Genomic DNA, 24,951 nt, shown 5'->3' with positions numbered 1-24,951 from the left:
GCTCAACGTAAGGCTATCCGCGCCTTACAAAATGCCCAACTCCCCGCCTGGGCGGGGAGTTGCAAAACAACAGCGAAACGGCTGTTATTCTTCCTCAGAAGAGGCTGCAGCTGCGGCATCCTGAGATTGAGCTGTTGCTTCCTTGATACTCAAACGTACACGGCCTTGACGATCAACTTCCAGCACTTTAACCGGAACTTCCTGACCCATTTGCAGGTAGTCAGTGACTTTCTCAACGCGCTTGTCAGCGATTTGAGAAATGTGTACCAAACCTTCTTTGCCGCCGCCAATAGCAACGAACGCGCCGAAATCAACAATACGCGTTACCTTACCTTGGTATACACGACCGACTTCTATCTCAGCGGTGATCTCTTCAATGCGGCGAATGGCATGACGCGCTTTCTCGCCGTCAGTTGCGGCAATTTTCACCGTACCGTCATCTTCGATCTCAATCGTGGTGCCCGTTTCTTCGGTCAACGCACGAATCACAGAACCACCTTTACCGATCACGTCTTTAATCTTGTCAACGTTGATCTTGATGGTGTGGATACGTGGTGCGAACTGAGAAATGTCGCCACGCGGCGCGCCGATCGCCTGTTCCATCACGCCCAGAATATGCAGACGAGCGCCTTTGGCTTGATTCAACGCGACCTGCATGATTTCACGGGTGATGCCTTCGATCTTGATATCCATTTGCAGCGCGGTAACGCCTTCACGGCTACCTGCCACTTTGAAGTCCATGTCGCCCAGGTGATCTTCATCACCCAGAATATCGGACAGCACCACAAAGTTATCGCCTTCTTTCACCAGACCCATCGCGATACCCGCAACGGCGGCTTTGATCGGCACACCCGCGTCCATCAGCGCCAGAGAGGCACCACAGACGGAAGCCATGGAAGAAGAACCGTTGGACTCAGTGATTTCAGACACCACACGCACGGTGTACGGGAACTGAGCTGCGGTAGGCATCACTGCCAGCACACCACGTTTCGCCAGACGACCGTGACCAATTTCACGACGTTTCGGCGAGCCGACCATACCGGTTTCACCCACAGAGTACGGAGGGAAGTTGTAGTGCAGCAGGAAACGATCGGTGGTTTCACCGGTCAATCCATCGATATTCTGTGCATCACGCTCAGTACCCAGCGTTGCCGTCACCAGCGCCTGAGTTTCACCACGGGTGAACAACGCAGAACCGTGGGTTCTCGGCAGCACACCAGTACGCACATCCAGCGCACGGATCATGTCTTTTTCACGACCATCGATACGCGGTTCACCACGCAGTACGCGGCTGCGCACAACGTTTTTCTCGATGCTACCCAGGATGTCCTGAATTTCACCGGCATCCAGCGTTTCATCAGCGGCCAGCAATTGAGCTTCAACGTCAGCTTTGATGACGTCGATCTGTGCGTAGCGCTCTTGTTTCTCAGTAATGCGATAAGCATCACCCAGACGCGCTTCAGACAGCGCTTTCACACGCTCCAGCAGTTCAACGTTAACCGCCGGCGCCTGCCAATCCCAACGCGGTTTACCCGCTTCTTCCACCAGTTCATTGATGTTGTCGATAACAACCTGTTGCTGATCGTGGCCAAATACTACAGCGCCCAACATCTGATCTTCGCTCAGCAGATCCGCTTCGGATTCCACCATCAACACGGCACCTTGCGTACCGGCAACAACCAGATCCAGACGGCTCTGTTTCAGCTCATCCGTAGTCGGGTTCAGCACAAACTGGTCGTTAATGTAGCCAACGCGTGCAGCACCAATCGGTCCATTAAACGACAGACCAGACAGGCTCAGCGCAGCAGAAGCACCGATCATCGCCACGATATCCGGGTTGATCTGCGGGTTTACAGAAACAACCGTTGCGATAACCTGCACTTCATTGACAAAACCATCGGCAAACAGCGGACGGATCGGACGGTCGATCAGACGGGAAATCAGGGTTTCGCCTTCGCTCGGACGGCCTTCACGGCGGAAGAACCCACCCGGGAAGCGGCCCGCAGCGTAAGTACGTTCTTGGTAGTTAACGGTCAGCGGGAAGAAATCCTGACCGGGTTTGGCATTTTTCGCCCCGACAACGGTAACGAAAACTGCGGTGTCATCCATGCTCACCATCACGGCAGCAGTGGCCTGACGTGCCATCATGCCCGTTTCGAGCGTGACGGTATTCTGACCGTATTGAAACTTACTTACGATAGGATTTAGCAAAATAATATCCTTTACTCAGGGTTTATCATTCTCGGGTTTACCAGATACCAGCCGTTTCCGCTGTTCATCACAACATGTGTTCGGCACAGCATCTCCCCGTTGATTACAAACTATTTCACTACATCCTCGCGACTAATGACAACCTTCACGCCATGCTGGAACAGGTCCAAAAAGGGACGTAAAGCCTCTCATTAGCCGCGCGAACCTCTGTAGCGAACGGCAATGACAAAGTCGGTAATACATTACTCTGTTTTGCAAGCACTTCCTAGAAGAAAGGGGCCCGATGAGGCCCCTTTCCACTGAAACTCGCCAGATTAGCGACGCAGACCCAGACGCTCGATCAGGGTAGCATAACGCGCTACATCTTTACTCTTCAGGTAGTCCAGCAGCTTACGGCGCTGAGAAACCATGCGCAGCAAACCACGACGGCTGTGGTGATCTTTTTTGTGCTCAGCAAAGTGGCCTTGCAGATGGTTAATCTGCGCAGTCAACAGAGCAACCTGCACTTCGGTAGAACCACTGTCGTTAGTGCCACGACCGAATTCTGCGACGATTTTTGCTTTAGCTTCAACGCTTAGAGACATTGTAATACTCCAAAACAGTATAGATAAAAAAACAGGTGCCGATCTCTAATTCAGCAACCTATGTAACCTATTAAAAATAGGCCGCGCTATTCTACTCTCAGCCATGGCCGATCGCAAGGCAGACACGGTAAGCCTTATTCCGAGAATTCGACCACCAGACGCTTGGGAGCCACGCGTCCCGCATCATCGATAATCCCCATGCCGATAAAGGTACGCGCATCCCCTTCAGTGATGCGAACCATCCCTTGGTCGGGTGCATTTGCTGCCGCAACGGCCTGCCCGAGCTTAAGGTAACCCGCCACCGCGAGCGGCAAGTTCACCTCAGGATAATCACTGACCGGGCTGTCCATTGGCATCAGTAACGGATTCAGCACATCCTCAAGGGGTTGCTCTTCCGCTTGCGCCTGCGCCAACAGGGCTTGCAGATGCTCCAACGTCACCATGCGTTCTGTTGGGTAGGTGGCAACCTGCACGCGGCGCAGGTAAATCACATGCGCGCCACAGCCGAGCTTTTCACCGAGATCGTCAATGATGGTACGGATATAGGTACCTTTGGAGCAGTAAATTTCCAGTTCCAATTCATCCGCTTCGTGACGAATAAACAACAGCTCATACACGGTAATGTCGCGCGCTTCACGCGGGACGGTGATCCCCTGACGTGCATACTCATACAGCGGTCGCCCCTGATGTTTCAGCGCGGAATACATCGATGGTACTTGCTGCGTGGTGCCACGAAAACCTTCCAGCGCCTCAGCCAACGCCTGCTCGGTAAAATTCACCGTGCGGGTTTCCACCACGTTGCCATCAGCATCGGAAGTGTCTGTGCGCTGTCCCAGACGAGCAATCACGCGGTAACGTTTATCCGAATCCAGCAGATACTGAGAGAACTTGGTGGCCTCTCCCAGACAAATCGGCAGCATTCCAGTGGCAAGCGGATCCAGAGCCCCCGTGTGCCCAGCCTTGTTGGCATTAAAAATGCGCTTTACTTTTTGCAGCACGTCATTGGATGACGGACCTTGCGGCTTATCCAACAACAGCACACCGTGAACATCACGGCCGCGACGACGAGGACGACCCATCAATCCTCCCGATCGTAGTCACCGTTGGCAGAACGCATCTCGGCATCATTGCGTAAAACGTTCGTCACCAGATTGGACATACGCATCCCTTCCACCAACGAATTATCGTAGGCAAAAGTCAATTCCGGCACCACGCGTAAACGCATTGCCTTACCGAGCAACACACGAATAAAACCCGAGGCATCCTGCAAAGCCTTGACGCCATTTTTTACCTGCTCGGGTTCATTATCGTTCAGGAACGTAACAAACACTTTGGCATACGCCAAATCGCGTGACACTTCGACGCCGGAAACCGTCGCCATGCCTACACGGGGATCCTTCACTTCACGCTGAAGAATAATGGCGATCTCTTTCTGCATCTCTTGCGCCACGCGCTGAGTGCGACTGAATTCTCTAGCCATAATCGAGTCCTCAAGGAAAAATCAGGGGGCACTAGGCCCCCTATAAATCAATGTGACGTGCAAACATTGCACCTCTCGCCATGCTCTGAAAGGTTAGGCGATAGTACGTTTGATCTCGATAACTTCGAACACTTCAATGTTATCGCCAACGCGCACGTCGTTGTAGTGCTTCACGCCGATGCCACACTCCATGCCGTTACGCACTTCGTTAACGTCATCTTTGAAGCGGCGCAGAGATTCCAGCTCGCCTTCGTAGATAACCACGTTGTCACGCAGCACGCGAATCGGGTTGTGACGTTTCACGATACCTTCCGTCACCATACAGCCCGCGATTGCGCCAAACTTCGGTGATTTGAACACGTCGCGAACTTCGGCCAGACCGATGATCTCTTGCTTGTATTCCGGTGCCAGCATACCGCTCATCGCCTGCTTCACTTCATCGATCAGATCATAGATGACCGAGTAGTAACGCAGATCCAGACTTTCCGCTTCCACAATGCGACGCGCAGAAGCATCGGCACGGACGTTGAAGCCCAGGATGATAGCGTTGGATGCGGCTGCCAGCGTAGCGTCGGTTTCGGTGATACCCCCCACGCCAGAACCAACAATCTTCACTTTCACTTCGTCGGTGGACAGTTTCTGCAACGAATCGGCAATCGCTTCCACAGAACCCTGAACGTCTGCTTTCATCACGATGTTCAGTTCAGACACTTCGCCTTCGGTCATGTTGGCGAACATGTTTTCCAGCTTGGATTTCTGCTGGCGTGCCAGTTTCACTTCGCGGAATTTACCTTGACGATAGAGCGCCACTTCACGGGCTTTCTTCTCATCACGGACCACGGTCGCTTCATCACCCGCAGCCGGAACGCCGGACATACCGAGGATTTCTACCGGAATGGACGGACCCGCTTCGGTAATTTCTCGGCCCAGTTCATCACGCATGGCACGCACGCGGCCATACTCGAAACCGCACAGCACGATATCGCCTTTGTTCAGCGTACCTTCGCGTACCAGTACCGTTGCTACAGGGCCACGACCTTTATCCAGGAAGGATTCGATCACCACGCCGCTTGCCATACCTTTGCGAACTGCCGTCAACTCCAGCACTTCTGCTTGCAGCAGAATGGCGTTGAGCAAATCATCAATACCGGTACCGGCTTTGGCTGACACAGGGACAAACTGGCAATCACCGCCCCACTCTTCCGGGATAATGCCGTATTGCGTCAGTTCGTTTTTAACGCGGTCCGGATCGGCTTCTGGCTTGTCAATCTTGTTGACCGCAACAACCACCGGCACCTTGGCCGCTTTGGCGTGCTGAATAGCTTCAATGGTCTGTGGCATCACGCCGTCATCAGCAGCAACAACCAATACCACGATATCCGTTGCCTGAGCACCACGTGCACGCATTGCGGTAAACGCGGCGTGACCCGGGGTATCCAGGAAAGTGATCATGCCATTGTCGGTTTCGACGTGGTAAGCACCGATATGCTGGGTAATCCCACCGGCCTCGCCCGCCGCCACTTTTGTGGAGCGAATGTAGTCCAGCAGAGAGGTTTTACCGTGATCAACGTGACCCATGATGGTCACAACCGGTGCGCGCGCTTCTGCGGCAACCCCCATATCACGGTCACTCATTACCGCTTCTTCCAGCTCGTTTTCACGACGCAGGATAACCTTGTGACCCATTCCTTCCGCCACTAACTGCGCGGTTTCCTGATCGATAACCTGGTTGATGGTTGCCATAGCACCCAGCTTCATCATGGCTTTGATGACCTGAGAGCCTTTTACTGCCATTTTGTTGGCAAGCTCAGCAACGGTAATGGTTTCGCCGATCATCACGTCACGGTTAACAGCCTGAACCGGTTTATTAAAACCTTGCTGCAACGTGCTGGTTTTACGCTTGCCTTTACCGCCACGGGTCGCGGCACGCGCTTCTTCACGGTCAGCCTTGCTTTCAGACAGGCGGTTGCCTTTCTTCTGCTTGGTGACTTTGGCGCTGCGCGTGCGGTCGCGAGGATTACTCTCGACTTCACGATCGTTTTCGTCTTCTGCAACGCGAGCATGGTGAGACGTCGTTACGTGATAGTCGGTGCTATCTTCATCGTCACCCTGCTCGTTCGCCCATTTGGCAGCGTTTTCTTCCACCATACGACGCGCTTCTTCCGCAACACGGCGGGCATCTTCTTCGACCTTGCGGCGAGCGGCATCTTCAGCTTTACGCTTCAGTTCAGCAGCCTCTGCCTCGCGGCGGGCCTTCTCTGTCGCCGGAACAGATTTCGTCATACTGGTATTTTGTTGGTTGCTCACTTTTTCTTTTTCCGCTGCATCACGCCTGGCTTTTTCAGCGGCCTCTCGCTTGGCTTGCTCTTCAGCTTCACGTTTCGCTTTTTCAGCCGCTTCACGCTGAGCTTTTGCTTCAGCTTCGCGTTGGGCCTGCTCTTCAGCTTCACGTTGAGCCAGTTCTTCCGCTTCCTGCCGTGCACGCTCTTCTTCAGCCTGCTGACTGCTCAACGGATCGCGCTGAACATACGTGCGTTTTTTGCGGACTTCAATCTGCACTGATTTACTTTTTCCGCCAGTGCTCGGAATATTCAAGGTGCTACGCGTTTTACGTTGCAGAGTCAGCTTACCGGCCGCAGAACCACGTTCGCGGTTCAAATGCGCCAGCAGCGTCTCTTTTTCCTGCTGGGACACGTTATCCGATGCAGACTTGGTTATTCCCGCATCAGCAAATTGCTGTATCAGGCGGTCTACCGGAGTCTGAATCTTTACGGCCAGCGATTTTACGGTCACTTCTGTCATGCTGTTCCTTTCCTGCTACAGTGTCGTTATTCGTTTTCGTCGCCGAACCAGCAGATATTACGGGCGGCCATGATCAATTCACCGGCCTTCTCATCGTTCAGCCCTTCGATATCTGTCAGGTCGTCAACGCCCTGCTCAGCAAGATCTTCCAGCGTACATACTCCACGCGCGGCGAGAGTGAATGCCAACTCGCGCGGCAAACCCGTTAAACTGAGCAAATCTTCTGCCGGTTGGCCACTGCCACGGCTCTCTTCCTGCGCTAACGCCAAGGTGGTCAATGCCGCTTTGGCACGTTCACGCAGTGCTTCGATGGTTTCCTCATCCAGACCATCGATCTCCTGGAGTTCCTTGATGGGCACATAGGCCAGCTCTTCAAGTGAGGAGAAACCTTCTTCAACCAGCACGGTGGCGAACTCTTCGTCGATGTCCAGGTGCTTGGTAAACACGTCGATTGCCGCGTGCGCTTCAGCCTGATGTTTGGCTTGCAAGTCTTCCACGGTCATCACGTTCAGTTCCCAGCGCTCATCCGAACGGTGTTGTTTCAGCAGCTTAGAAGCCAGACGCACGTTCTGACCGTTACGGCCAATCGCCTGCGCCAGATTACTGGATTCTACGGCGATATCCATGGTGCAGGTATCTTCATCGACCACGATGGAAACGACGTCTGCCGGTGCCATGGCATTGATGACGAACTGCGCCGGATTATCATCCCACAGGATAATATCAATACGCTCACCGCCCAGTTCGCTGGAAACCGCCTGGACGCGCGCACCGCGCATGCCGACACACGCACCGACTGGATCGATACGCTTGTCGTTGGTTTTCACAGCGATTTTGGCACGAGAACCCGGATCGCGGGCCGCGGCTTTAATCTCGATAACTTCTTCGCCAATCTCCGGTACTTCGATACGGAACAGTTCGACCAGCATCTCAGGGCGCGAACGGCTGACAAACAGCTGTGCACCGCGAGCTTCCGGTCTTACCGAATACAGCACACCGCGAATGCGGTCGCCCGGGCGGAAGTTTTCACGCGGCAGCATATCTTCACGGCTGATCACCGCTTCCGCGTTGTTGCCCAGATCCAAAGAAATATTGTCGCGGTTCACTTTCTTGACCACGCCAGTAACAATATCCCCTTCCTGCTCACGGAACTGATCGACCACCATGGCGCGCTCAGCTTCGCGCACTTTCTGCACGATAACCTGCTTAGCGGTTTGCGTGGTGATACGGTCAAACGTGACGGATTCGATCTGATCTTCGATATAGCCGCCAAGCTCGATAGACGGATCTTCGAACTGAGCCGCTTCCAACGTGATTTCACGCGTTGGCTGCGTCACTTCGTTAACCGCAACCCAACGGCGAAACGTATCGAAATCGCCGGTTTTGCGATCGATGCAAACACGAACGTCAATTTCCTGCTCGTATTTTTTCTTTGTTGCTGTTGCCAGCGCAGTTTCCAGTGCTTCAAAAATTTTTTCGCGCGGAACGGCCTTTTCGTTGGAAACCGCTTCAACAACAGCCAGAATCTCTTTGTTCATCCTAGTTGCCTCATCCAAACTTTAAAAGTGGGGTACCAGGTTCGCCTTCTGGATGTTGCTCAGCGCGAACACTTCATCTTTGCCTTCCACTGTTACGGTAATCATCTCACCTTCAACGGATTTGATAATTCCCGCCCATTTACGACGGTTTTGTACCGCCATGCGCAACACCAGAGTCACTTCTTCGCCGAGGAAACGCACATAGTGTCCCGCAGTGAATAAAGGACGATCCAGACCAGGTGATGACACTTCCAGGTTATAGGCAACCGTAATGGGATCTTCAACATCCAGCACCGCACTCACCTGGTGGCTGACATCAGCACAATCATCAACTGTGATGCCGTCTTCACTATCAATATAGATACGCAGCGTCGATTGGCGACCACGGATAAACTCAATGCCAACCAGTTCATAGCCTAACGCTTCAACCGGTGCCGAGATCATCACTGTCAATTTCTGTTCTAATGTGGACAAGCCCACCCCCAAGACATAAAAAAAGGGCTAAAAGCCCAGTCATGCTGTTGTCAAATAACAAAAAACCCCGAAATATCGAGGTTTTATGCAACTGGACCCTATATACCGCTACAGGCTGCGGCATAACTTCTCGCAAGGATTTTTTCAAAAAGCTGGTGTAGGTATCATACCGCCACTCACAGTTCATTTGAAAAAAACTTAAGCGAAAAAAGTGATTTGGTTGCGGGGGCCGGATTTGAACCGACGACCTTCGGGTTATGAGCCCGATGAGCTACCAGGCTGCTCCACCCCGCGTCCGAAAACGTGGCAATAGTACGCCGCCAACCGTGAAAATGCAAGCTATCAATCAGAGATGATGCGAGGACAAGATCTGAAATCTTTCTCTATTTTATTGAAAAGAAAAGACAGTTGTCAACCCTCGAAAAACAGCCCGCCGCACGCTCACGAAACACTGACAAAAATCCCCTCTTTTAGCGCCAAAATGGCGATAAAAGCAGCATTACAATTGTATGCCCCTTTTAAGAAACCGCACCCGCATTTTTATCACCGACACTGCTCAGCCTGTGCATCGGTATCAGCCTTAACACCAACGCGGCATCGACCGCGCCAACGGCAGGCCAATTAGCACAACCCACCTACGCGTCGGTTCAGCAACAGGATAGTGGGCGAATAACATTGCCTGCGACAACGGGCCAGCACGCGCCGCAAGGTTCAGAACAGTTGTATGCCGTGCCATCAGGCGTCATCGTTGAAGGTGGCTACCCTGAACTGGCACAAGAAACGGCTCGGATTGAGTCGACCATCAAAGGAAAGCGCGTTTCGGCTGCCATGTTATTCGCCACGGCACGCGAATTGGAAGTCGCTTACACCTATGTGGAGTTTTTGCCGTACGACTCACCGCTACCGCTGGCGAATACCGCCACGTAGCGGCTTGCCCTGATTAGCGTTCGCCGCCAATTTCTCTTGTAGAGCCTTAATCGCAGGAGATACATCCTGTTTGCGGGCTTGTACATCATGCAGGACGGTAGTGTCATCGGTGATACTTTTTTGCACGTCAAAACGCTTAGCCATCTCTCGCACATGCCTTGGTCCAGGACTGATAGTACGACGGGTTGCAGACAGGTTATTGCCGGATACACCGTGTGACGCTTTGTCTGGCATAGCATTCGCACGAGAATAAATATTCTCACTGCCCGCCCCAGCGCTGTGCCATTGCGTCGGACGCGCCAGATCGGTAATGGGGTATTTCGAGACGTAATGCCCGGAAGGTGCCAATGAAACAAACGCTTTGAAACGCTCCGCGTGCTCACCGGCTAGCAATGATTTTGCCTGCGTTTTGTCTGCATTAAAGAGATCTTTAAGTATATGACTCGTCATCATCGCACTGATATTGCGTTGCGGATTAACGGTCATTTTTTGGCATAGATCTTCCAGATTATTGAATGCTAGCGTTTCGTCTCGCAAAACTTTCATGGCGGTTTCACCACGGAATTCCCCGTTAGACCCATTGCGCATGTCAATCTTTACCCTTGAGATCGCCCTTCCTTCCATCGGGTTAGTGATAAATAAGATCGCGTCTCCCTGCCGAACTAACGAAATAGGTTTCTTGAAATAAATGCTATCCCCCTGACAACGGATATTGTCGCTGCTAAACAAGTGGCTAGTCGGGTTCTTGATGAGATAATCGAAAATAAGCTGTTCATCTTTACTGCCTGATTTTCCGTCGTTAAGCAGCGGACTCAAGATGCTTTTTGGCGTTACGGTATTTGCTCTCGAATCAGAGACCAGCGTGAGCAACGCCGCATTATGCAATGCTATCGCATCACCCGCAGATGTATTTTTCGTGTACACGCGAGAAGGATTGGACGCCCCGTCACCTAATTTCGTAGCAATTCTCTTGAAGACCTCTCCCACACTAATAAACGTATTTTTCACCGCGTTAGAAAAGGAGCGCGAACTATTGCTGATGCCAGTCAATAGCTGTTGCAGTTTACCTTTCGGTAATTCCCTCGTTTCCTCAGCATGATTACTAAGCGTATCGTCCTTGATGCCTATAGTCGCTGCCCGCTTCATATGCTGTGGTATTGTATTCACTCCATATGCTACTTCCATAATCCCACCTTTACATTGAGTTGCTCATTATATCATTTCACGACTAACGACTATGTTGATAACCAAGATAGCGGTAACGTTTGTGAGGCTGATTATTCCATAACCAGCACAATGGAATTTTAAAAGAACGCCTTTCAGCAATTAGGCATAAACAAACCGCCGATAAATTCATACGGCAGACGGTATAGGAAGGAATCATCAAGAGTGGAGACAGCGGCCAGAAAAATAGACGCAATACCAGGCAAGTGAATAAAGTCACTGAAATAAAAAAAGATGTCAATCGACGTCTTTTTTATATATTGGTACCGAGGACGGGACTTGAACCCGTAAGCCCAATCGGGCACTACCACCTCAAGGTAGCGTGTCTACCAATTCCACCACCCCGGCATCCGAAATCTAGCAATTATTTGGGAATATCACTCGCAGGTGCAGCAGGTGCTGCCGGCGTAGCAGGCTGTTCAACCTGAGCAGGTTGGCTCAGATTATCCCACTCACTACCGCTTTTGCCCTGATGTGAACTCATGTTCCCTAAGACCAGGCTGAGGACGAAAAACAGCGTCGCCAAAGCAGCGGTCATGCGTGTCATAAAGTTACCGGAACCGCTCGAACCGAACAACGTTGCCGATGCCCCAGCTCCGAACGAGGCGCCCATATCAGCACCTTTACCTTGTTGCAGCATGATCAGACCCACCAGGCCTAATGCAACCAACAGGAAAATGACTAAAAGAGCTTCGTACATGATAGTACCCGTAACTGTTTCCTCATCGTCAGATGAGGATGCTAAATTCTCGCGGAAAACCGCACACATCTCGCTCGACGGACAGCGTTTGTCCCTGGTAGAGCGGGTCTGAATACTAACCAAACCCTCTGGGCGACGCAAGTGTATTTTAGAGAGATCAATGCGATTGCGGAAAAAAACGGCTAAATGCATCAATGGGTGATGGGGTTGTCTCCGTTAGACGTACCAAAGGCAACCCGACCCCCAAAAAATTAATGCGCCGCCTTCACCACATCGGCAATCTGATTGGCAAGACGGATAACCATCGCTTCGTCTTCCCCTTCTACCATCACGCGAATTAGCGGCTCCGTACCAGACTTGCGCAGCAGCACGCGACCACGCCCGGCCAGCGTTTTTCCCACCTCCAGCACCACGTTTTTCACGGTATCACTTTCCAGCGGATCGCTATTGCCCGTAAAGCGTACGTTGACCAACACCTGCGGGAACAATTTCATGCCGCTACAGAGATCGTGCAGTGACATATGGTTGCGCACCATAGCAGTCAGTACCTGAAGCCCCGCAATAATGCCGTCGCCCGTGGTGGTTTTATCCAGCAGAATGACGTGCCCAGAATTTTCTGCGCCGATGCGCCAGCCTTTCTCCTGCATTTTTTCCAGCACGTAGCGATCGCCCACTTTGGCTCGGGCAAAGGGGATGCCAAGTTGCTTCAATGCCAGCTCCAGGCCCATATTGCTCATCAGCGTGCCCACAGCGCCACCGCGCAATTGTCCCTGACGTAATCCTTCACGAGCGATAATATAAAGGATCTGATCGCCATCGACCTTATTACCCTCATGATCCACCATGATCAACCGATCGCCATCACCGTCAAACGCCAGACCAACGTCCGCCTTCTCCGCCAGCACGCGGGATTGAAGCTGGCGCACATCTGTTGCACCGCAGGATTCGTTGATGTTCATGCCATCAGGCTCACAACCAATAGCAATCACTTTCGCACCCAGTTCACGCAACACACTTGGCGCAATATGGTAGGTTGCACCGTTGGCACAATCCACCACAATTTTTAATCCGCTGAGGCTCAGTTCATTCGGGAAGGTGCTCTTGCAAAACTCGATATAACGCCCGGCGGCATCCACAATACGATTCGCTTTACCCAACTCTGCCGACTCCACGCAAGTCAGCGGTTTATCCAGCTCAGCTTCAATAGCCTCTTCCACTTCATCCGGCAGTTTCGTGCCGTCGATAGAGAAGAACTTGATGCCGTTGTCATAGTAGGGGTTGTGCGATGCAGAGATAACGATGCCCGCTTCAGCACGGAAGGTGCGCGTCAAATACGCCACGGCGGGTGTCGGCATCGGGCCGGTGAAGGAGGCCGATAATCCGGCTGCGGCAAGCCCTGCTTCCAGCGCGGACTCCAACATATAGCCAGAAATACGAGTATCTTTGCCGATAATGATTTTGCGTGAACCGTGACTTGCCAGCACTTTACCGGCGGCCCAACCAAGCTTTAACACAAAATCAGGAGTAATGGGCGTCTCACCCACTTTGCCACGCACACCATCCGTACCAAAATATTTGCGGTTACTCATTCGTTGTTATTCCTTCTCTGCCAACGTGGCCTCGACAACTCGCATAGCGTCTACCGTCGCTTTTACATCGTGCACGCGAATAATATGAGCACCCTGCATCGCGGCAATCACCGCACAGGCGACACTACCATGTACGCGCTGGAGCGGGGGAACATTAAGCAGTTGTCCCACCATGGATTTTCTCGACATCCCGACCAGCAGCGGTAAACCAAAGTGATGCAATTCCTGCAAATGCGCCAGGAGGCGATAATTATGCGATAAATTCTTACCAAAACCGAATCCGGGATCCAGCAGCAGGCGATCTTTTTCAATACCAACCTCAGCGCAGCGTGCGATCTGCTGTTGGAAGTAGGTGTTCACCTCGGCCACCACATCGTCATAGTGAGGATTATGCTGCATGGTTTTCGGCTGGCCTTGCATATGCATCAGGCAAATCGACAGCCCCGTTGCCGCCGCGGCTTCCAGCGCCCCCGGTTCCTGCAATGAACGAATATCATTAATCAGGTGCGCACCGGCCTGTGCCGCAGCAGTAATCACCTCAGATTTGGACGTATCAACGGAGAGCCAGGCATCAAAACGCGCCGCTAACGCTTCAACCACCGGAATAACGCGATCCAACTCTTCCTGCACGCTGACGTCTGCAGCACCGGGACGGGTAGACTCGCCGCCGATATCAATCAGAGTGGCCCCCGCGTTCACCATCTCTTGCGCATGGCGTATTGCTTCATCAAGCGTAGTGTATTTTCCGCCGTCGGAAAATGAATCCGGCGTAACGTTGATAATTCCCATCACTTGAGGATGAGTGAGATCCAGAATGGCATCACGGGCAATAAGTTTCATCACCATCTTCCTTTAACTGCCGGTTGTATAAAAAAGAAAAACCCCGGCTTGCCGGGGTTTTAAAAGAAGTGGCCAACAGCGCTACGACCGGACAACACTATCACGTAACGCTGCTATAACCATGCAGGCCTTGGGCTGCACCTGTCGCTTATCAGCTTGGCTGTGCTGCGGTCGGCGCACCGCCGCCATTACCCGGCTCATTGCTGCTGGCTGACGGCGTTTCCCATCCCGCTGGCGGACGAACGTCACGGCGCAACATCAGGTCATCGATTTGCGGCGCATCAATGGTTTCATATTTCATCAGCGCATCCTTCATGGCATGCAGCACATCCATATTTGCCATCAGCAGCTCACGCGCACGCAGATAGTTACGCTCAATCAGCAGTTTCACTTCCTGATCGATAATGCGTGCCGTTTCATCAGACATGTGTTTTGCCTTGGCCACAGAGCGACCCAGGAACACTTCGCCTTCTTCTTCAGCGTACAGCAACGGACCCAGTTTCTCTGAGAAGCCCCACTGCGTCACCATGTTACGCGCAATAGACGTCGCTACTTTAATATCGTTGGATGCCCCGGTCGAAACCTTGGCCGGACCATAGATAATCTCTTCCGCCAAACGACCGCCGTACAGCGTGGAAATTTGACTCTCCAGCTTCTGACGACTAGCACTGATCGCATCGCCTTCCGGCAGGAAGAAGGTCACACCCAGCGCACGACCGCGCGGGATAATAGTGACTTTATGCACCGGATCGTGTTCCGGCACCAAACGACCGATAATCGCATGGCCCGCTTCATGATAGGCGGTAGATTCTTTCTGCTCTTCCGTCATGACCATAGAGCGGCGCTCTGCACCCATCATGATCTTGTCTTTGGCTTTCTCAAACTCCACCATGGAGACAACGCGTTTGTTACCGCGCGCTGCAAACAATGCAGCTTCGTTCACCAGGTTCGCCAAATCGGCACCGGAGAAACCCGGCGTACCGCGCGCAATCACTGATGCATCGATATCAGTCTCCAACGGAACACGGCGCATATGCACTTTCAGAATTTGCTCACGGCCACGCACATCCGGCAGACCAACAACGACCTGACGGTCAAAACGGCCCGGACGCAACAGCGCAGGGTCAAGCACGTCAGGACGGTTGGTAGCGGCAATCACGATAATGCCTTCGTTGCCTTCAAAACCATCCATCTCAACCAGCATCTGGTTCAGTGTTTGTTCGCGTTCGTCATGACCGCCGCCCAGGCCCGCACCACGCTGACGACCTACGGCATCGATTTCATCAATAAAGATGATGCAAGGCGCAGCTTTCTTCGCCTGCTCGAACATATCACGCACGCGAGAAGCACCGACACCCACAAACATTTCAACGAAGTCAGAACCGGAAATGGTGAAGAACGGCACTTTCGCTTCGCCAGCGATAGCTTTGGCAAGCAGGGTTTTACCGGTACCCGGCGGCCCCACCATCAGGATACCTTTTGGAATTTTACCGCCCAGCTTCTGGAAGCGGCTCGGTTCACGCAGGTACTCCACCAGTTCGCTGACTTCTTCTTTGGCTTCATCACAGCCAGCGACGTCGGCAAACGTGGTTTTGATTTGATCTTCCGTCAGCATGCGTGCTTTGCTTTTACCAAAGGACATGGCGCCTTTACCGCCACCGCCTTGCATTTGACGCATGAAGAAAATCCAGACGCCAATCAGCAACAGCATCGGGAACCAGGAGATGAAGATCGACGCCAGCAGGCTCGGCTCTTCCGGCGGCTCACCAACCACTTTCACATTCTTGGTCAGCAGGTTATCCAGTAGCTTGGGATCGTTAACAGGAATAAAGGTCGTGTAGCGGTTGCCATCTTTTCTTGTAACGTTGATCTCACGCCCGTTAATACGTGTTTCACGGACCTGCTCCTGATTCACCTCAGTCAAGAAGGTAGAATAGTCCACCCGGCGGCCATTTGACTCGCTGGGCCCAAAGCTCTGGAATACGGACATCAGCACCACTGCGATGACGAGCCAGAGAATCAGGTTTTTAGCCATGTCACTCAATGGATTAACCTCATATTACAACTGTGTTAAAAAACAGCGTTAGGGTACTACAGTTTACGCCCTATCGCTACAATGTACACTTCACGAGAACGCGCGCGTGAAGCATCAGGCTTACGAATCTTCACTGTTGTGAACAGGGAGCGAATTTGTCGCAGATACTCATCAAAGCCATCTCCCTGAAAGACCTTCACCAAGAAACTTCCGCCCGGTGCCAGAACATCCCGACACATTTCCAACGCCAACTCCACCAGATACATGGCCCTTGGAATATCCACAGCAGGGGTTCCGCTCATGTTGGGTGCCATGTCTGACATTACAACCTGAACTTTATTATCCCCTACCCGCTCCATCAAGGCGTTAAGCACTAATTCATCACGAAAATCGCCTTGAAGGAAATCGACACCAACGATAGGATCCATCGGTAAAATATCGCAAGCGATGATCCTGCCCGCATTGCCGATCTGCGTCACCACGTATTGAGACCACCCACCAGGAGTCGCCCCCAGATCCACCACGGTCATACCTGGTTTGAACAGTTTGTCGGTGCGCTGTATTTCATCCAGTTTAAACCAAGCGCGGGAGCGTAGCCCCTTTTTCTGCGCCTGCTGGACATATTTATCGCTAAAGTGTTCCTGCAGCCAGCGACTGGAGCTTGCAGAACGCTTTTTATTTGCCATCGACTTTCCAACTCTTTGTCATTTACAGCCAACTTGCCATTAACAACCCGTTTGCCATTTACAACCGGTATTGCTCATAACCGACACTGCTAAAGATCGGCCCATCAACATCACCAAATTGGTTATAATGGTGAGATGGCGGTAGAATGACCCGTTTTCAATCCCAACCTAAGCAAAAGACACATGAATCTAAGCAACAAACAAAAACAGCACTTAAAAAGCCTGGCTCACCCGCTAAAACCGGTAGTTATGCTGGGTAATAATGGCCTTACCGAAGGTGTTCTGGCCGAAATCAAGCAGTCGCTAAAACATCATGAGCTGATCAAAGTTAAAATTGCAACTGAAGATCTGGATACTAAAGCATTGATTATTGAGGCGATTATCCACGAAACCGGTACCTGCAACGTTCAGGTTATCGGCCATGCGCTGGTGCTGTATCGCCCGACGAAAGAACGTAAAATTGTGTTACCCAAGTAACCAATTATATCACCGTGTTTCACATTTAACGAAAAGGTGCCATGCCCGTTCGTTAGAGAAAAGGCCGCATGCGGCCTTTTGCTTTTCTTTACACAATTTGCCGATTTAATCGGCGAAATTACAGGTATTCGACCTTCAGGATCTCGTATTCAACCAGACCGCCAGGCGTTCTGATCGTCACCACATCATCTTGCTCTTTGCCAATCAGCCCACGGACAATCGGCGAATTCACAGAAATCAGGTTCTGTTTAAAGTCCGCTTCGTCATCACCCACGATGCGATAGGTCTGCTCTTCTTCAGTGTCCAGGTTCATCACTGACACGGTAGCACCAAAAATCACACGCCCACTGGCCGGCATTTTTGTCACATCGATCACTTGTGCATTGGACAGCTTGGCTTCAATTTCCTGAATGCGTCCTTCACAAAAACCCTGCTGTTCACGCGCTGCGTGATATTCGGCGTTTTCTTTCAAATCGCCGTGTTCGCGGGCTTCAGCAATCGCCGCAATAATTTCTGGACGGCGAGTGCCTTTCAAGTATTCCAGCTCTTCACGCAGTTTTTCCGCACCACGCAATGTCATCGGAAATTGTTTCATATCTTCAAACCTCTAAGAAACTTGTAAGACTTTCATTATCGTCATCCTGACGCTTCAACGAACGATGCGACAGACGGTCGGTGTGCCAGCGCTCCCTGGCGATAAACAAAAGTAACCTGACCCGGAACAAGGTTTCAGGTCAGGAGCGATTTTGCATTTTGATACGTATTTTAACCCAGAGTTCCGTAAGGGTCATCGTTTACTTTAGACCGCATTGCGCCGTAGTATGACCCCACGTTACCCTGTTGTAAGCTGAGATTATGCGTTTTTTATCGACTTTTTCCGGACTTGCCTGTGCGGTTGTGCTACAGAGTGCTGTTTTACCGGCTCACTCGGCAAGCATTAACGATCACATTCAATACCTGCCGGATGGCGCTAATTTGACGTTTTTGGCACAGAAAGTGGGTGCCAGCAGCCCCGCAGTGGCTTACAACAGTGAACAGATGGCGTTACCCGCCAGTACCCAGAAGGTCTTGACGGCCCTGGCCGCCTTGCTGCAATTGGGCCCAGATTACCGTTTCGTCACCACGCTGGAAAGCCGTGGTACAGTGAGTGGCGGAAAATTACACGGTAATCTGGTGGTGCGTTTTAGCGGTGACCCCACGTTGAAGCGCCAGCAGATCCGTAATATGGTCGCTGAGTTGAAAAAACGCGGCGTACAGGAGATCGCTGGTGATGTCATGATCGACACCTCGGTGTTCTCCAGCCATGATAAAGCGCCCGGCTGGCCGTGGAATGACATGACACAGTGTTTTAGTGCCCCCCGGGAGCGGCCATTGTCGATCGCAACTGTTTTTCAGTCTCCCTCTACAGTGTCCCCAAAGCGGGTGACAACGCGTTTATTCGCGTCGCGTCTTACTACCCGGTGCAGATGTTTAGCGAAGTGCGTACGTTAGCCAAGGGCTCCTCTGACGCTCAATATTGCGAACTGGACGTGGTGCCGGGCGAATTAAACCGTTTCACGCTCACGGGCTGCCTGTGCCTGATGCAGCGAGTCGAGCCGTTGCCGCTGGCCTTTGCCATTCAGGACGGTGCCAGCTACGCCGGAGCCATCGTCAAAGATGAGCTGTTGCAGGCGAATATCCGAATCACAGGTAGCCTACGCCGCCAGACACTGTCAGGCCCAGCAGGCACTGTGCTAGCCCAGACGCAATCCGCACCGTTACATGACCTTCTCACGGTCATGCTGAAAAAATCAGATAACATGATTGCGGATACCGTCTTTCGCACCATCGGACATGAGCGCTTCAGCGTGCCAGGTACCTGGCGTGCCGGCGCGGATGCCGTGCACCAAGTATTAAGGCAAAAAGCAGGCGTCGATTTGGGCAACAGTATTGTCGTTGACGGCTCAGGCCTGTCGCGCCATAACCTGATTTCCCCCCGCCACGATGATGCAAGCTCTGCAATACATCGCTCAGCACGATAACGAATTGAAATTCATTGAGATGCTGCCTTTGGCAGGTTACAACGGCACGTTGCAGTACCGGGCCGGGCTGCATGAAGCGAAGCGGACGTAGACGGCAAGGTTTCCGCGAAAACGGGCGCGCTGCAAGGCGTTTATAACCTTGCTGGCTTTATCACCACCGCCAGCGGCCAGCGCATGGCTTTCGTGCAGTTCCTGTCGGGCTATGCGGTGCCGCCAGAAGACCAGCGCGCCCGCCGCATGCCGCTGGCCCGCTTTGAAAGTCGCTTGTATAAGGATCTTTATCAGAGCAACTGATGTAAAAAAGCACGATCCCATTGGGATCGTGCTCCATATGACGATCCTCTGTCAAAAGAGGATCGTTGTGTGAAGATTACTTCTGGTAGATGATCTCGACGCCTTCGTCGTCATCTTCATCCCAGTCGTCATCCCACTCTTCTTCGGCTTCATTTTCCACCGCTGCCAGCTGTTCACGGTGGTAGTCATCCCACATGAACTCGACTTTTTCTGGCGCTTTCTCTTCGATAGCCATTGCCTTCGGCTGTGTTTCCAGGAAGCTCATCACATCCCAGCACAGTGCGTTGACGCCAGCGCGGTTAGCAGCAGAGATCAGGTAGTATTTACCTTCCCAGCCTAACGCATCGGCGATCGCTTTAGCACGCAGCTCCGCTTCCTCTTTCTCAATCAGATCCACCTTGTTGAACACCAGCCAACGCGGTTTTTCTGCCAGAGAAGCACTGTATTGCTGCAACTCATTGACGATGACCTTGGCATTTTCTACCGGATCCGATTCGTCGATCGGGGCAAGATCGATCAGGTGCAGCAGCACGCAGCAGCGTTCCAGATGTTTGAGAAAACGGATGCCCAGGCCAGCCCCTTCGGAGGCACCTTCGATAAGCCCAGGAATATCGGCCACCACGAAGCTTTTCTCGCTGTCCATGCGCGCCACGCCAAGGCTCGGCACCAACGTGGTGAAAGGGTAATCTGCCACTTTCGGCTTGGCTGCGGACACCGCACGAATAAACGTCGATTTACCGGCGTTCGGCAACCCCAGCATCCCAACATCGGCCAGCAGCAGCAGTTCCAGCATCAGAGAACGCTCTTCACCTGCTGTACCGCTGGTTTTCTGGCGCGGTGCGCGGTTGACCGATGATTTAAAACGGGTGTTTCCCAGCCCGTGCCAGCCGCCTTTGGCGGCCATCAGGCGCTGCTCGTGGCGCGTCATGTCGCCCAGCACCTCTCCGGTGCTTTCGTCCAGCACGCGCGTACCGATCGGCACCTTGATAGTGATGTCTTTACCGCGCTTACCGGTACAATCACGGCTTTGTCCATTCTGACCGCGCTCGGCGCGGTACGATTTTTCAAAACGAAAATCGATCAGCGTGTTCAGGTTTTCATCCGCCAGCAGATACACGTCACCGCCGTCACCGCCGTCACCGCCGTCCGGGCCGCCATTAGGAATATATTTTTCACGACGGAAGCTAACACAGCCGTTACCACCGTCTCCAGCCACCACCAAAATGGTGGCTTCATCTACAAACTTCATTTACTCTCTCCGCAACAACCTATAGAGATCACTCGCCATCAGACTTTATGCATCAGGGCATTATTGGTTCTCTTTGGCGTGATGCTTTCATGGCATGACGCGTGAATCACAGCAGCGCATCATGCAAAAAACGGAATATAACAGAACTCGCCTCGCAAGGGAGCGGCATTTTACCCGCTTCCTGCGTTGATTTCATCTGTATTAAAAATAAACAGCCTACTCGAAAAAGATAGTACCAGGTACCACCAATACGCCACCGCGCATTACTTTTGCACCAGAATGACGTTATCGCGTTTTCTTCCTGGGAATAAGAAGGTGTCCAATCGCGGAGAACATCGCTCCGGAGACCACAACAAATGCGCTGATATAGCCAACAAGATTTAACGCTGGGGTGGCAAAATACAACGGCCAAAGGATCGCCAGCAAGTCAGAGAACAGCAGCGTAAAGAGCGGCGTCAACGTAATAATGGTACTCACCTGCGCGGCCTGCCAACGCGCCATCGCGCCATCGCTTCGGCCAATGCGCCATAGCCAATCAGGGTATTCGCCCCGCAGAAAAGCAGGCAAATCAATTGCCAGCGAGTAAGCTGAAAGATGGTCTCTGACTGCGCCCAAGGAGTAATACACAGCACACACAGGACATACAGGACATACAGGACATACAGGACATACAGGACATACAGGACATACAGGACATACAGGACATACAGGACATACAGGACATACAGGACATACAGCAGCAGCAGGATCTGCTGAGACGTTAAGCGGCGCAGCAATACTTTTTGTGCCACGCCATAGCTTACCCACACCGTGGCGGCTCCCATCCCCAACAATACACCGAGGGTATAATCCGTCAGTCGGGTAAAAATTTCGATCAGACTGGCGTTGAAAAACAGCAGCATACCGCACAGCAACATCGCGGCACCGATAATCTGTGTGCCACGCATTTTCTCTTTCAAGATAAGCACGCTGGCGAACATCATTCCCACTGGGGAAAGCTGTCCAATTACTTGCGATGTCGTCGGGCTTAAGAACTTGAGCGAGGAACTGAACAGCACAAAGTTACCCAACAACCCGCCCGTGGCAATCAGCAGCAGTACCCACCAGCGTCGATGACGAAAAATACGCAGCGGCGGCAACTGACGTCGCGAGAAAAGAATGATCCCCAATCCTATCGAGGCAATAAAAAACCGATACCACACCACGGTATAGGGTTCCATGACAACAAGCACCTGCTTCATGGCAATGGGCAGTGCACCCCAGCATACTGCCGCCGTCAAGGCCAGGCTCAGCCCAATGCCAGCCTGCTGTTTCATCTGCATGGTTCTCTCAGTTTGTTGCGGATGGTGATTGGGGATGGAAATGTAAAAAGCCCCGCAATAAATTGCGGGGCTTTATATCTGCCAGACCTGACGCGAAAAATTACTCAGCAACGATGCTGATGTATTTACGGTTCTCAGGGCCTTTAACTTCGAACTGGACTTTACCGTCAGCCAAAGCAAACAGAGTGTGGTCTTTACCGCAACCAACGTTGGTGCCCGCGTGGAACTTGGTGCCACGTTGACGAACGATGATGTTGCCAGCCAGAACACTTTCACCGCCAAAACGTTTTACGCCCAGACGTTGTGCATTGGAATCACGGCCGTTACGAGTCGAGCCGCCAGCTTTTTTGTGTGCCATTTAATCCGCTCTCCTAAGTCTTAAGCGCTGATGCCAGTAATTTTCACGTCAGTGAACCACTGACGGTGGCCCGCTTGCTTACGGTAGTGTTTACGGCGACAGAACTTAACGATCGTCACTTTCTCACCGCGACCATGGGCAACAACTTCTGCCTTGATCTTGCCACCATCGACGAAAGGAACGCCGATTTTGATTTCTTCACCATTAGCAACCATCAGAACTTGGTCAAATTCAACAACTTCACCAACTTCACCAACTTCACCAGTTGCGATGTCCAGCTTTTCCAAGCGAACGGTTTGACCTTCGCTTACTCGGTGTTGTTTGCCACCACTTTGGAAAACCGCGTACATATAAAACTCCGCTTTCCGCGTACTCATATTGATTATTCGAGCATGCTATAAATATTCACAATGGGGTGCTAATTCTACGCAAAAAACCTACCGATGACAAGTGCAGATTCGAGGGAATTGAAGAAAAAGAGTACAGGATCTTCGCGACCATTTATCTGTACCATTTTTCAAGTACAATCAGTCCACAGTAACCATTGAAGCCGGTATGGAACCGACCCTAACCACAGCGTATATAAGAAAGCACTGGCACAGATATGAATCTAGAACAGATCACAGCATTAGCTGCCCATGATATGAACGACGTCAATGGCGTTATTCTGGCACAACTCAATTCCGATGTTGTACTTATCAACCAGATCGGCAATTACATTATCGGTGGTGGCGGAAAACGCATCCGTCCGATGATCGCTGTACTGGCCGCCCGCACGCTCGCTTATGAAGGCGACAAGCATGTTACGGTCGCGGCCCTGATAGAATTTATTCACACCGCCACACTGCTGCATGACGATGTGGTGGATGAATCAGATATGCGTCATGGCAAGGAAACGGTCAATGCCGCCTTCGGTAATGCGGCCAGTGTACTGGTTGGCGATTTCATCTATACCCGCGCGTTTCAGATGATGACCGGCCTGGGATCGCTGCGTGTGCTGGCGCTGATGTCTGAAGCGGTTAATGTCATTGCAGAAGGTGAAGTGCTGCAACTGATGAACTGTAACGATCCGGATATCACGGAAGAGAGCTACATGCGCGTCATCTACAGCAAGACTGCGCGCCTGTTTGAGGCCGCAGCGCAAGCCTCCGCGATTTTAGCCGGTGCTACCGACGCGCAGGAAAAAGCGTTACAGGAATATGGACGCTATCTTGGTACGGCATTCCAGTTGATTGACGATCTGCTGGATTACAGTGCGGACGGTAAAACCTTAGGCAAAAATACCGGGGACGATCTGAACGAAGGCAAACCCACGTTGCCGTTACTGCACGCCATGCGTAACGGCAACAGTGAGCAATGCGCGATGATCCGCAAAGCTATCGAAGAAGGTAATGGCCGCCATTTGCTGGAGCCGGTGCTTGCTGCCATGCAACAGTGCGGCTCGTTGGAATACACCCGCCAGCGCGCAGAGCAGGAGGCTGATAAAGCCATTTCAGCGCTTCAGGCACTGCCGCCGACGCCCTTCCGCGAGGCACTGGAAGGTCTGGCACATATTGCTGTTCAACGCGATTATTAATACGTCTTGGCGCTATGTTGTCGATGAACAGGGATCGCTTGCGATCTCGAGGCGCGACAACATGGCAATTGCCCCTTCACGCAAAACAAAATCGATTAGCGCTTCCTGCTTCGCGTACTGAAAGTTTTTCAAATATTTGAATCCAGGAAGCCAGCAGTGGCTTGGCAAGCGTCGCGTATGCCGGTGGCGGTGGCGGTGGCGGTGGCGGTGGCGGTGGCGGTGGCGGTATTTCCGCCATTTCCCGCAGTTGAAGCCGTTTGCGCACCTCTTGCGGTAAACTATCCAGCTCATATTCGGCGGCTCGGCCCTGCACGCCTTGCCTTTTCTTTTACGTTTTTCCCAGCCCTCTTCTCTGGCGCGTTTGTTGGGACCCTGTCTCGATTTTGGCAGACCAGTAACGCCCAGTAACTCTTGGGGCGTCAACCATGCTTTTCCATTCGTAACATCCTCCATAGACGGCATTAACGCACGGCAAGTAGGCGATCGGCTAAACATACCTTGCCGCCTAGTTTCCAATTACAGACATATAAACAACACTACATTTCCAAATAACAGGTAACCGTT

Annotated in this window: 21 protein-coding genes, 2 tRNA genes and 2 pseudogenes; 4 read left to right on the top strand and 21 right to left on the bottom strand. The window is 52.2% G+C overall.

Annotated features, from left to right (window positions below; genetic code table 11):
- Positions 1-84 precede the first annotated feature (84 nt).
- The 8 genes from pnp to ACMZI0_RS18740 form a co-directional block, all read right to left on the bottom strand.
- Positions 85-2,211 (bottom strand): polyribonucleotide nucleotidyltransferase, encoded by a 2,127-nt coding sequence (pnp, locus tag ACMZI0_RS18775; RefSeq protein ID WP_415674098.1) that lies wholly within the window; start codon positions 2,209-2,211, stop codon positions 85-87.
- Positions 2,212-2,525: 314 nt separating this feature from the next.
- Positions 2,526-2,795: a 30S ribosomal protein S15 gene (rpsO, locus tag ACMZI0_RS18770; protein WP_415674097.1), complete on the bottom strand. Its 270-nt coding sequence runs from the start codon at positions 2,793-2,795 to the stop codon at positions 2,526-2,528.
- Between the two features lie 134 nt (positions 2,796-2,929).
- Positions 2,930-3,874 (bottom strand): tRNA pseudouridine(55) synthase TruB, encoded by a 945-nt coding sequence (gene truB / locus ACMZI0_RS18765; protein WP_415674096.1) that lies wholly within the window; start codon positions 3,872-3,874, stop codon positions 2,930-2,932.
- Positions 3,874-4,275 (bottom strand): 30S ribosome-binding factor RbfA, encoded by a 402-nt coding sequence (rbfA, locus tag ACMZI0_RS18760; RefSeq protein ID WP_415674095.1) that lies wholly within the window; start codon positions 4,273-4,275, stop codon positions 3,874-3,876. Before rbfA ends, truB begins: the two co-directional genes overlap by 1 nt.
- Before the next feature lie 93 nt (positions 4,276-4,368).
- Positions 4,369-7,077, bottom strand: coding sequence for a translation initiation factor IF-2 (infB, locus tag ACMZI0_RS18755; RefSeq protein ID WP_415674094.1), 2,709 nt, complete (start codon positions 7,075-7,077; stop codon positions 4,369-4,371).
- Positions 7,078-7,103: 26 nt separating this feature from the next.
- Positions 7,104-8,615 (bottom strand): transcription termination factor NusA, encoded by a 1,512-nt coding sequence (nusA, locus tag ACMZI0_RS18750; protein WP_415674093.1) that lies wholly within the window; start codon positions 8,613-8,615, stop codon positions 7,104-7,106.
- Between the two features lie 21 nt (positions 8,616-8,636).
- Positions 8,637-9,089 (bottom strand): ribosome maturation factor RimP, encoded by a 453-nt coding sequence (gene rimP / locus ACMZI0_RS18745; RefSeq protein WP_415674092.1) that lies wholly within the window; start codon positions 9,087-9,089, stop codon positions 8,637-8,639.
- Positions 9,090-9,306: 217 nt separating this feature from the next.
- A tRNA-Met gene (locus tag ACMZI0_RS18740) sits at positions 9,307-9,383 on the bottom strand.
- Between the two features lie 381 nt (positions 9,384-9,764).
- Between ACMZI0_RS18740 and ACMZI0_RS18735 the strand changes: the two genes are divergently transcribed.
- Entirely contained in the window at positions 9,765-10,016 is a 252-nt protein-coding gene (locus tag ACMZI0_RS18735) for a hypothetical protein (protein WP_415674091.1), read from the top strand.
- Here the strand turns inward: ACMZI0_RS18735 and ACMZI0_RS18730 are convergent.
- From ACMZI0_RS18730 to rlmE, 7 genes are all read right to left on the bottom strand, one after another.
- Positions 9,990-11,201 (bottom strand): hypothetical protein, encoded by a 1,212-nt coding sequence (locus tag ACMZI0_RS18730; RefSeq protein WP_415674090.1) that lies wholly within the window; start codon positions 11,199-11,201, stop codon positions 9,990-9,992. The genes ACMZI0_RS18735 and ACMZI0_RS18730 overlap by 27 nt on opposite strands.
- Positions 11,202-11,501: 300 nt before the next feature.
- A tRNA-Leu gene (locus ACMZI0_RS18725) sits at positions 11,502-11,588 on the bottom strand.
- Between the two features lie 16 nt (positions 11,589-11,604).
- On the bottom strand, positions 11,605-11,940 hold the full coding sequence (gene secG / locus ACMZI0_RS18720) for a preprotein translocase subunit SecG (protein WP_415674089.1): 336 nt from the start codon (positions 11,938-11,940) through the stop codon (positions 11,605-11,607).
- Between the two features lie 251 nt (positions 11,941-12,191).
- Positions 12,192-13,529: a phosphoglucosamine mutase gene (gene glmM, locus ACMZI0_RS18715; protein ID WP_415674088.1), complete on the bottom strand. Its 1,338-nt coding sequence runs from the start codon at positions 13,527-13,529 to the stop codon at positions 12,192-12,194.
- A gap of 6 nt (positions 13,530-13,535) precedes the next feature.
- Positions 13,536-14,369, bottom strand: a complete 834-nt coding sequence (folP, locus tag ACMZI0_RS18710) for a dihydropteroate synthase (RefSeq protein ID WP_415674087.1) — start codon at positions 14,367-14,369, stop codon at positions 13,536-13,538.
- Positions 14,370-14,520: 151 nt separating this feature from the next.
- The gene (gene ftsH, locus ACMZI0_RS18705) at positions 14,521-16,413 is read right to left on the bottom strand and encodes an ATP-dependent zinc metalloprotease FtsH (protein ID WP_415674086.1); all 1,893 of its coding nucleotides are present in this window, start codon (positions 16,411-16,413) and stop codon (positions 14,521-14,523) included.
- A 47-nt stretch (positions 16,414-16,460) separates the two neighbouring features.
- Positions 16,461-17,090, bottom strand: a complete 630-nt coding sequence (gene rlmE / locus ACMZI0_RS18700) for a 23S rRNA (uridine(2552)-2'-O)-methyltransferase RlmE (RefSeq protein ID WP_415674085.1) — start codon at positions 17,088-17,090, stop codon at positions 16,461-16,463.
- A 183-nt stretch (positions 17,091-17,273) separates the two neighbouring features.
- Here rlmE and yhbY point away from each other — a divergent pair, with 183 nt between their 5' ends.
- The gene (yhbY, locus tag ACMZI0_RS18695) at positions 17,274-17,567 is read left to right on the top strand and encodes a ribosome assembly RNA-binding protein YhbY (protein ID WP_415674084.1); all 294 of its coding nucleotides are present in this window, start codon (positions 17,274-17,276) and stop codon (positions 17,565-17,567) included.
- Between the two features lie 118 nt (positions 17,568-17,685).
- Here the strand turns inward: yhbY and greA are convergent, their stop codons facing one another.
- Positions 17,686-18,162, bottom strand: a complete 477-nt coding sequence (greA, locus tag ACMZI0_RS18690; protein ID WP_415674083.1) for a transcription elongation factor GreA — start codon at positions 18,160-18,162, stop codon at positions 17,686-17,688.
- A gap of 260 nt (positions 18,163-18,422) precedes the next feature.
- On the opposite strand from greA, the pseudogene dacB reads away from it, so the two are divergent.
- Positions 18,423-19,882: pseudogene (gene dacB, locus ACMZI0_RS18685) on the top strand (serine-type D-Ala-D-Ala carboxypeptidase).
- Positions 19,883-19,958: 76 nt separating this feature from the next.
- Here the strand turns inward: dacB and cgtA are convergent.
- The 4 genes and pseudogenes from cgtA to rplU form a co-directional block, all read right to left on the bottom strand.
- On the bottom strand, positions 19,959-21,131 hold the full coding sequence (gene cgtA / locus ACMZI0_RS18680) for an Obg family GTPase CgtA (protein ID WP_415674082.1): 1,173 nt from the start codon (positions 21,129-21,131) through the stop codon (positions 19,959-19,961).
- Between the two features lie 285 nt (positions 21,132-21,416).
- Positions 21,417-22,453, bottom strand: a pseudogene (locus tag ACMZI0_RS18675) (DMT family transporter).
- A 100-nt stretch (positions 22,454-22,553) separates the two neighbouring features.
- Positions 22,554-22,811, bottom strand: coding sequence for a 50S ribosomal protein L27 (gene rpmA, locus ACMZI0_RS18670; RefSeq protein ID WP_415674081.1), 258 nt, complete (start codon positions 22,809-22,811; stop codon positions 22,554-22,556).
- Positions 22,812-22,831: 20 nt separating this feature from the next.
- Positions 22,832-23,161, bottom strand: coding sequence for a 50S ribosomal protein L21 (rplU, locus tag ACMZI0_RS18665; RefSeq protein WP_415674080.1), 330 nt, complete (start codon positions 23,159-23,161; stop codon positions 22,832-22,834).
- A gap of 254 nt (positions 23,162-23,415) precedes the next feature.
- Between rplU and ispB the strand changes: the two genes are divergently transcribed.
- On the top strand, positions 23,416-24,387 hold the full coding sequence (gene ispB, locus ACMZI0_RS18660; protein WP_415674079.1) for an octaprenyl diphosphate synthase: 972 nt from the start codon (positions 23,416-23,418) through the stop codon (positions 24,385-24,387).
- A gap of 12 nt (positions 24,388-24,399) precedes the next feature.
- Here ispB and ACMZI0_RS18655 read toward each other — a convergent pair whose 3' ends face one another.
- Positions 24,400-24,849 (bottom strand): YfeC-like transcriptional regulator, encoded by a 450-nt coding sequence (locus ACMZI0_RS18655; RefSeq protein ID WP_415674078.1) that lies wholly within the window; start codon positions 24,847-24,849, stop codon positions 24,400-24,402.
- Between the last annotated feature and the right edge of the window lie 102 nt (positions 24,850-24,951).

The sequence above is a fragment of the Symbiopectobacterium sp. genome, from assembly GCF_047692315.1.
GTDB lineage: Bacteria > Pseudomonadota > Gammaproteobacteria > Enterobacterales > Enterobacteriaceae > Symbiopectobacterium.
The sequence above is the reverse complement of the archived record's forward strand: the minus strand, read 5'-3'. Positions and strand labels throughout refer to the sequence as shown.

Excerpts from the sequence above, each read along its gene's own strand:
- rpsO (WP_415674097.1), bottom strand. The coding sequence starts at position 2,795 with ATGTCTCTAAGCGTTGAAGCTAAAGCAAAAATCGTCGCAGAATTCGGT.
- truB (WP_415674096.1), bottom strand. The coding sequence starts at position 3,874 with ATGGGTCGTCCTCGTCGTCGCGGCCGTGATGTTCACGGTGTGCTGTTG.
- rbfA (WP_415674095.1), bottom strand. The coding sequence starts at position 4,275 with ATGGCTAGAGAATTCAGTCGCACTCAGCGCGTGGCGCAAGAGATGCAG.
- infB (WP_415674094.1), bottom strand. The coding sequence starts at position 7,077 with ATGACAGAAGTGACCGTAAAATCGCTGGCCGTAAAGATTCAGACTCCG.
- nusA (WP_415674093.1), bottom strand. The coding sequence starts at position 8,615 with ATGAACAAAGAGATTCTGGCTGTTGTTGAAGCGGTTTCCAACGAAAAG.
- ACMZI0_RS18730 (WP_415674090.1), bottom strand. The coding sequence starts at position 11,201 with ATGGAAGTAGCATATGGAGTGAATACAATACCACAGCATATGAAGCGG.
- secG (WP_415674089.1), bottom strand. The coding sequence starts at position 11,940 with ATGTACGAAGCTCTTTTAGTCATTTTCCTGTTGGTTGCATTAGGCCTG.
- glmM (WP_415674088.1), bottom strand. The coding sequence starts at position 13,529 with ATGAGTAACCGCAAATATTTTGGTACGGATGGTGTGCGTGGCAAAGTG.
- folP (WP_415674087.1), bottom strand. The coding sequence starts at position 14,369 with ATGAAACTTATTGCCCGTGATGCCATTCTGGATCTCACTCATCCTCAA.
- rlmE (WP_415674085.1), bottom strand. The coding sequence starts at position 17,090 with ATGGCAAATAAAAAGCGTTCTGCAAGCTCCAGTCGCTGGCTGCAGGAA.
- yhbY (WP_415674084.1), top strand. The coding sequence starts at position 17,274 with ATGAATCTAAGCAACAAACAAAAACAGCACTTAAAAAGCCTGGCTCAC.
- greA (WP_415674083.1), bottom strand. The coding sequence starts at position 18,162 with ATGAAACAATTTCCGATGACATTGCGTGGTGCGGAAAAACTGCGTGAA.
- cgtA (WP_415674082.1), bottom strand. The coding sequence starts at position 21,131 with ATGAAGTTTGTAGATGAAGCCACCATTTTGGTGGTGGCTGGAGACGGT.
- rpmA (WP_415674081.1), bottom strand. The coding sequence starts at position 22,811 with ATGGCACACAAAAAAGCTGGCGGCTCGACTCGTAACGGCCGTGATTCC.
- rplU (WP_415674080.1), bottom strand. The coding sequence starts at position 23,161 with ATGTACGCGGTTTTCCAAAGTGGTGGCAAACAACACCGAGTAAGCGAA.
- ispB (WP_415674079.1), top strand. The coding sequence starts at position 23,416 with ATGAATCTAGAACAGATCACAGCATTAGCTGCCCATGATATGAACGAC.
- ACMZI0_RS18655 (WP_415674078.1), bottom strand. The coding sequence starts at position 24,849 with ATGCCGTCTATGGAGGATGTTACGAATGGAAAAGCATGGTTGACGCCC.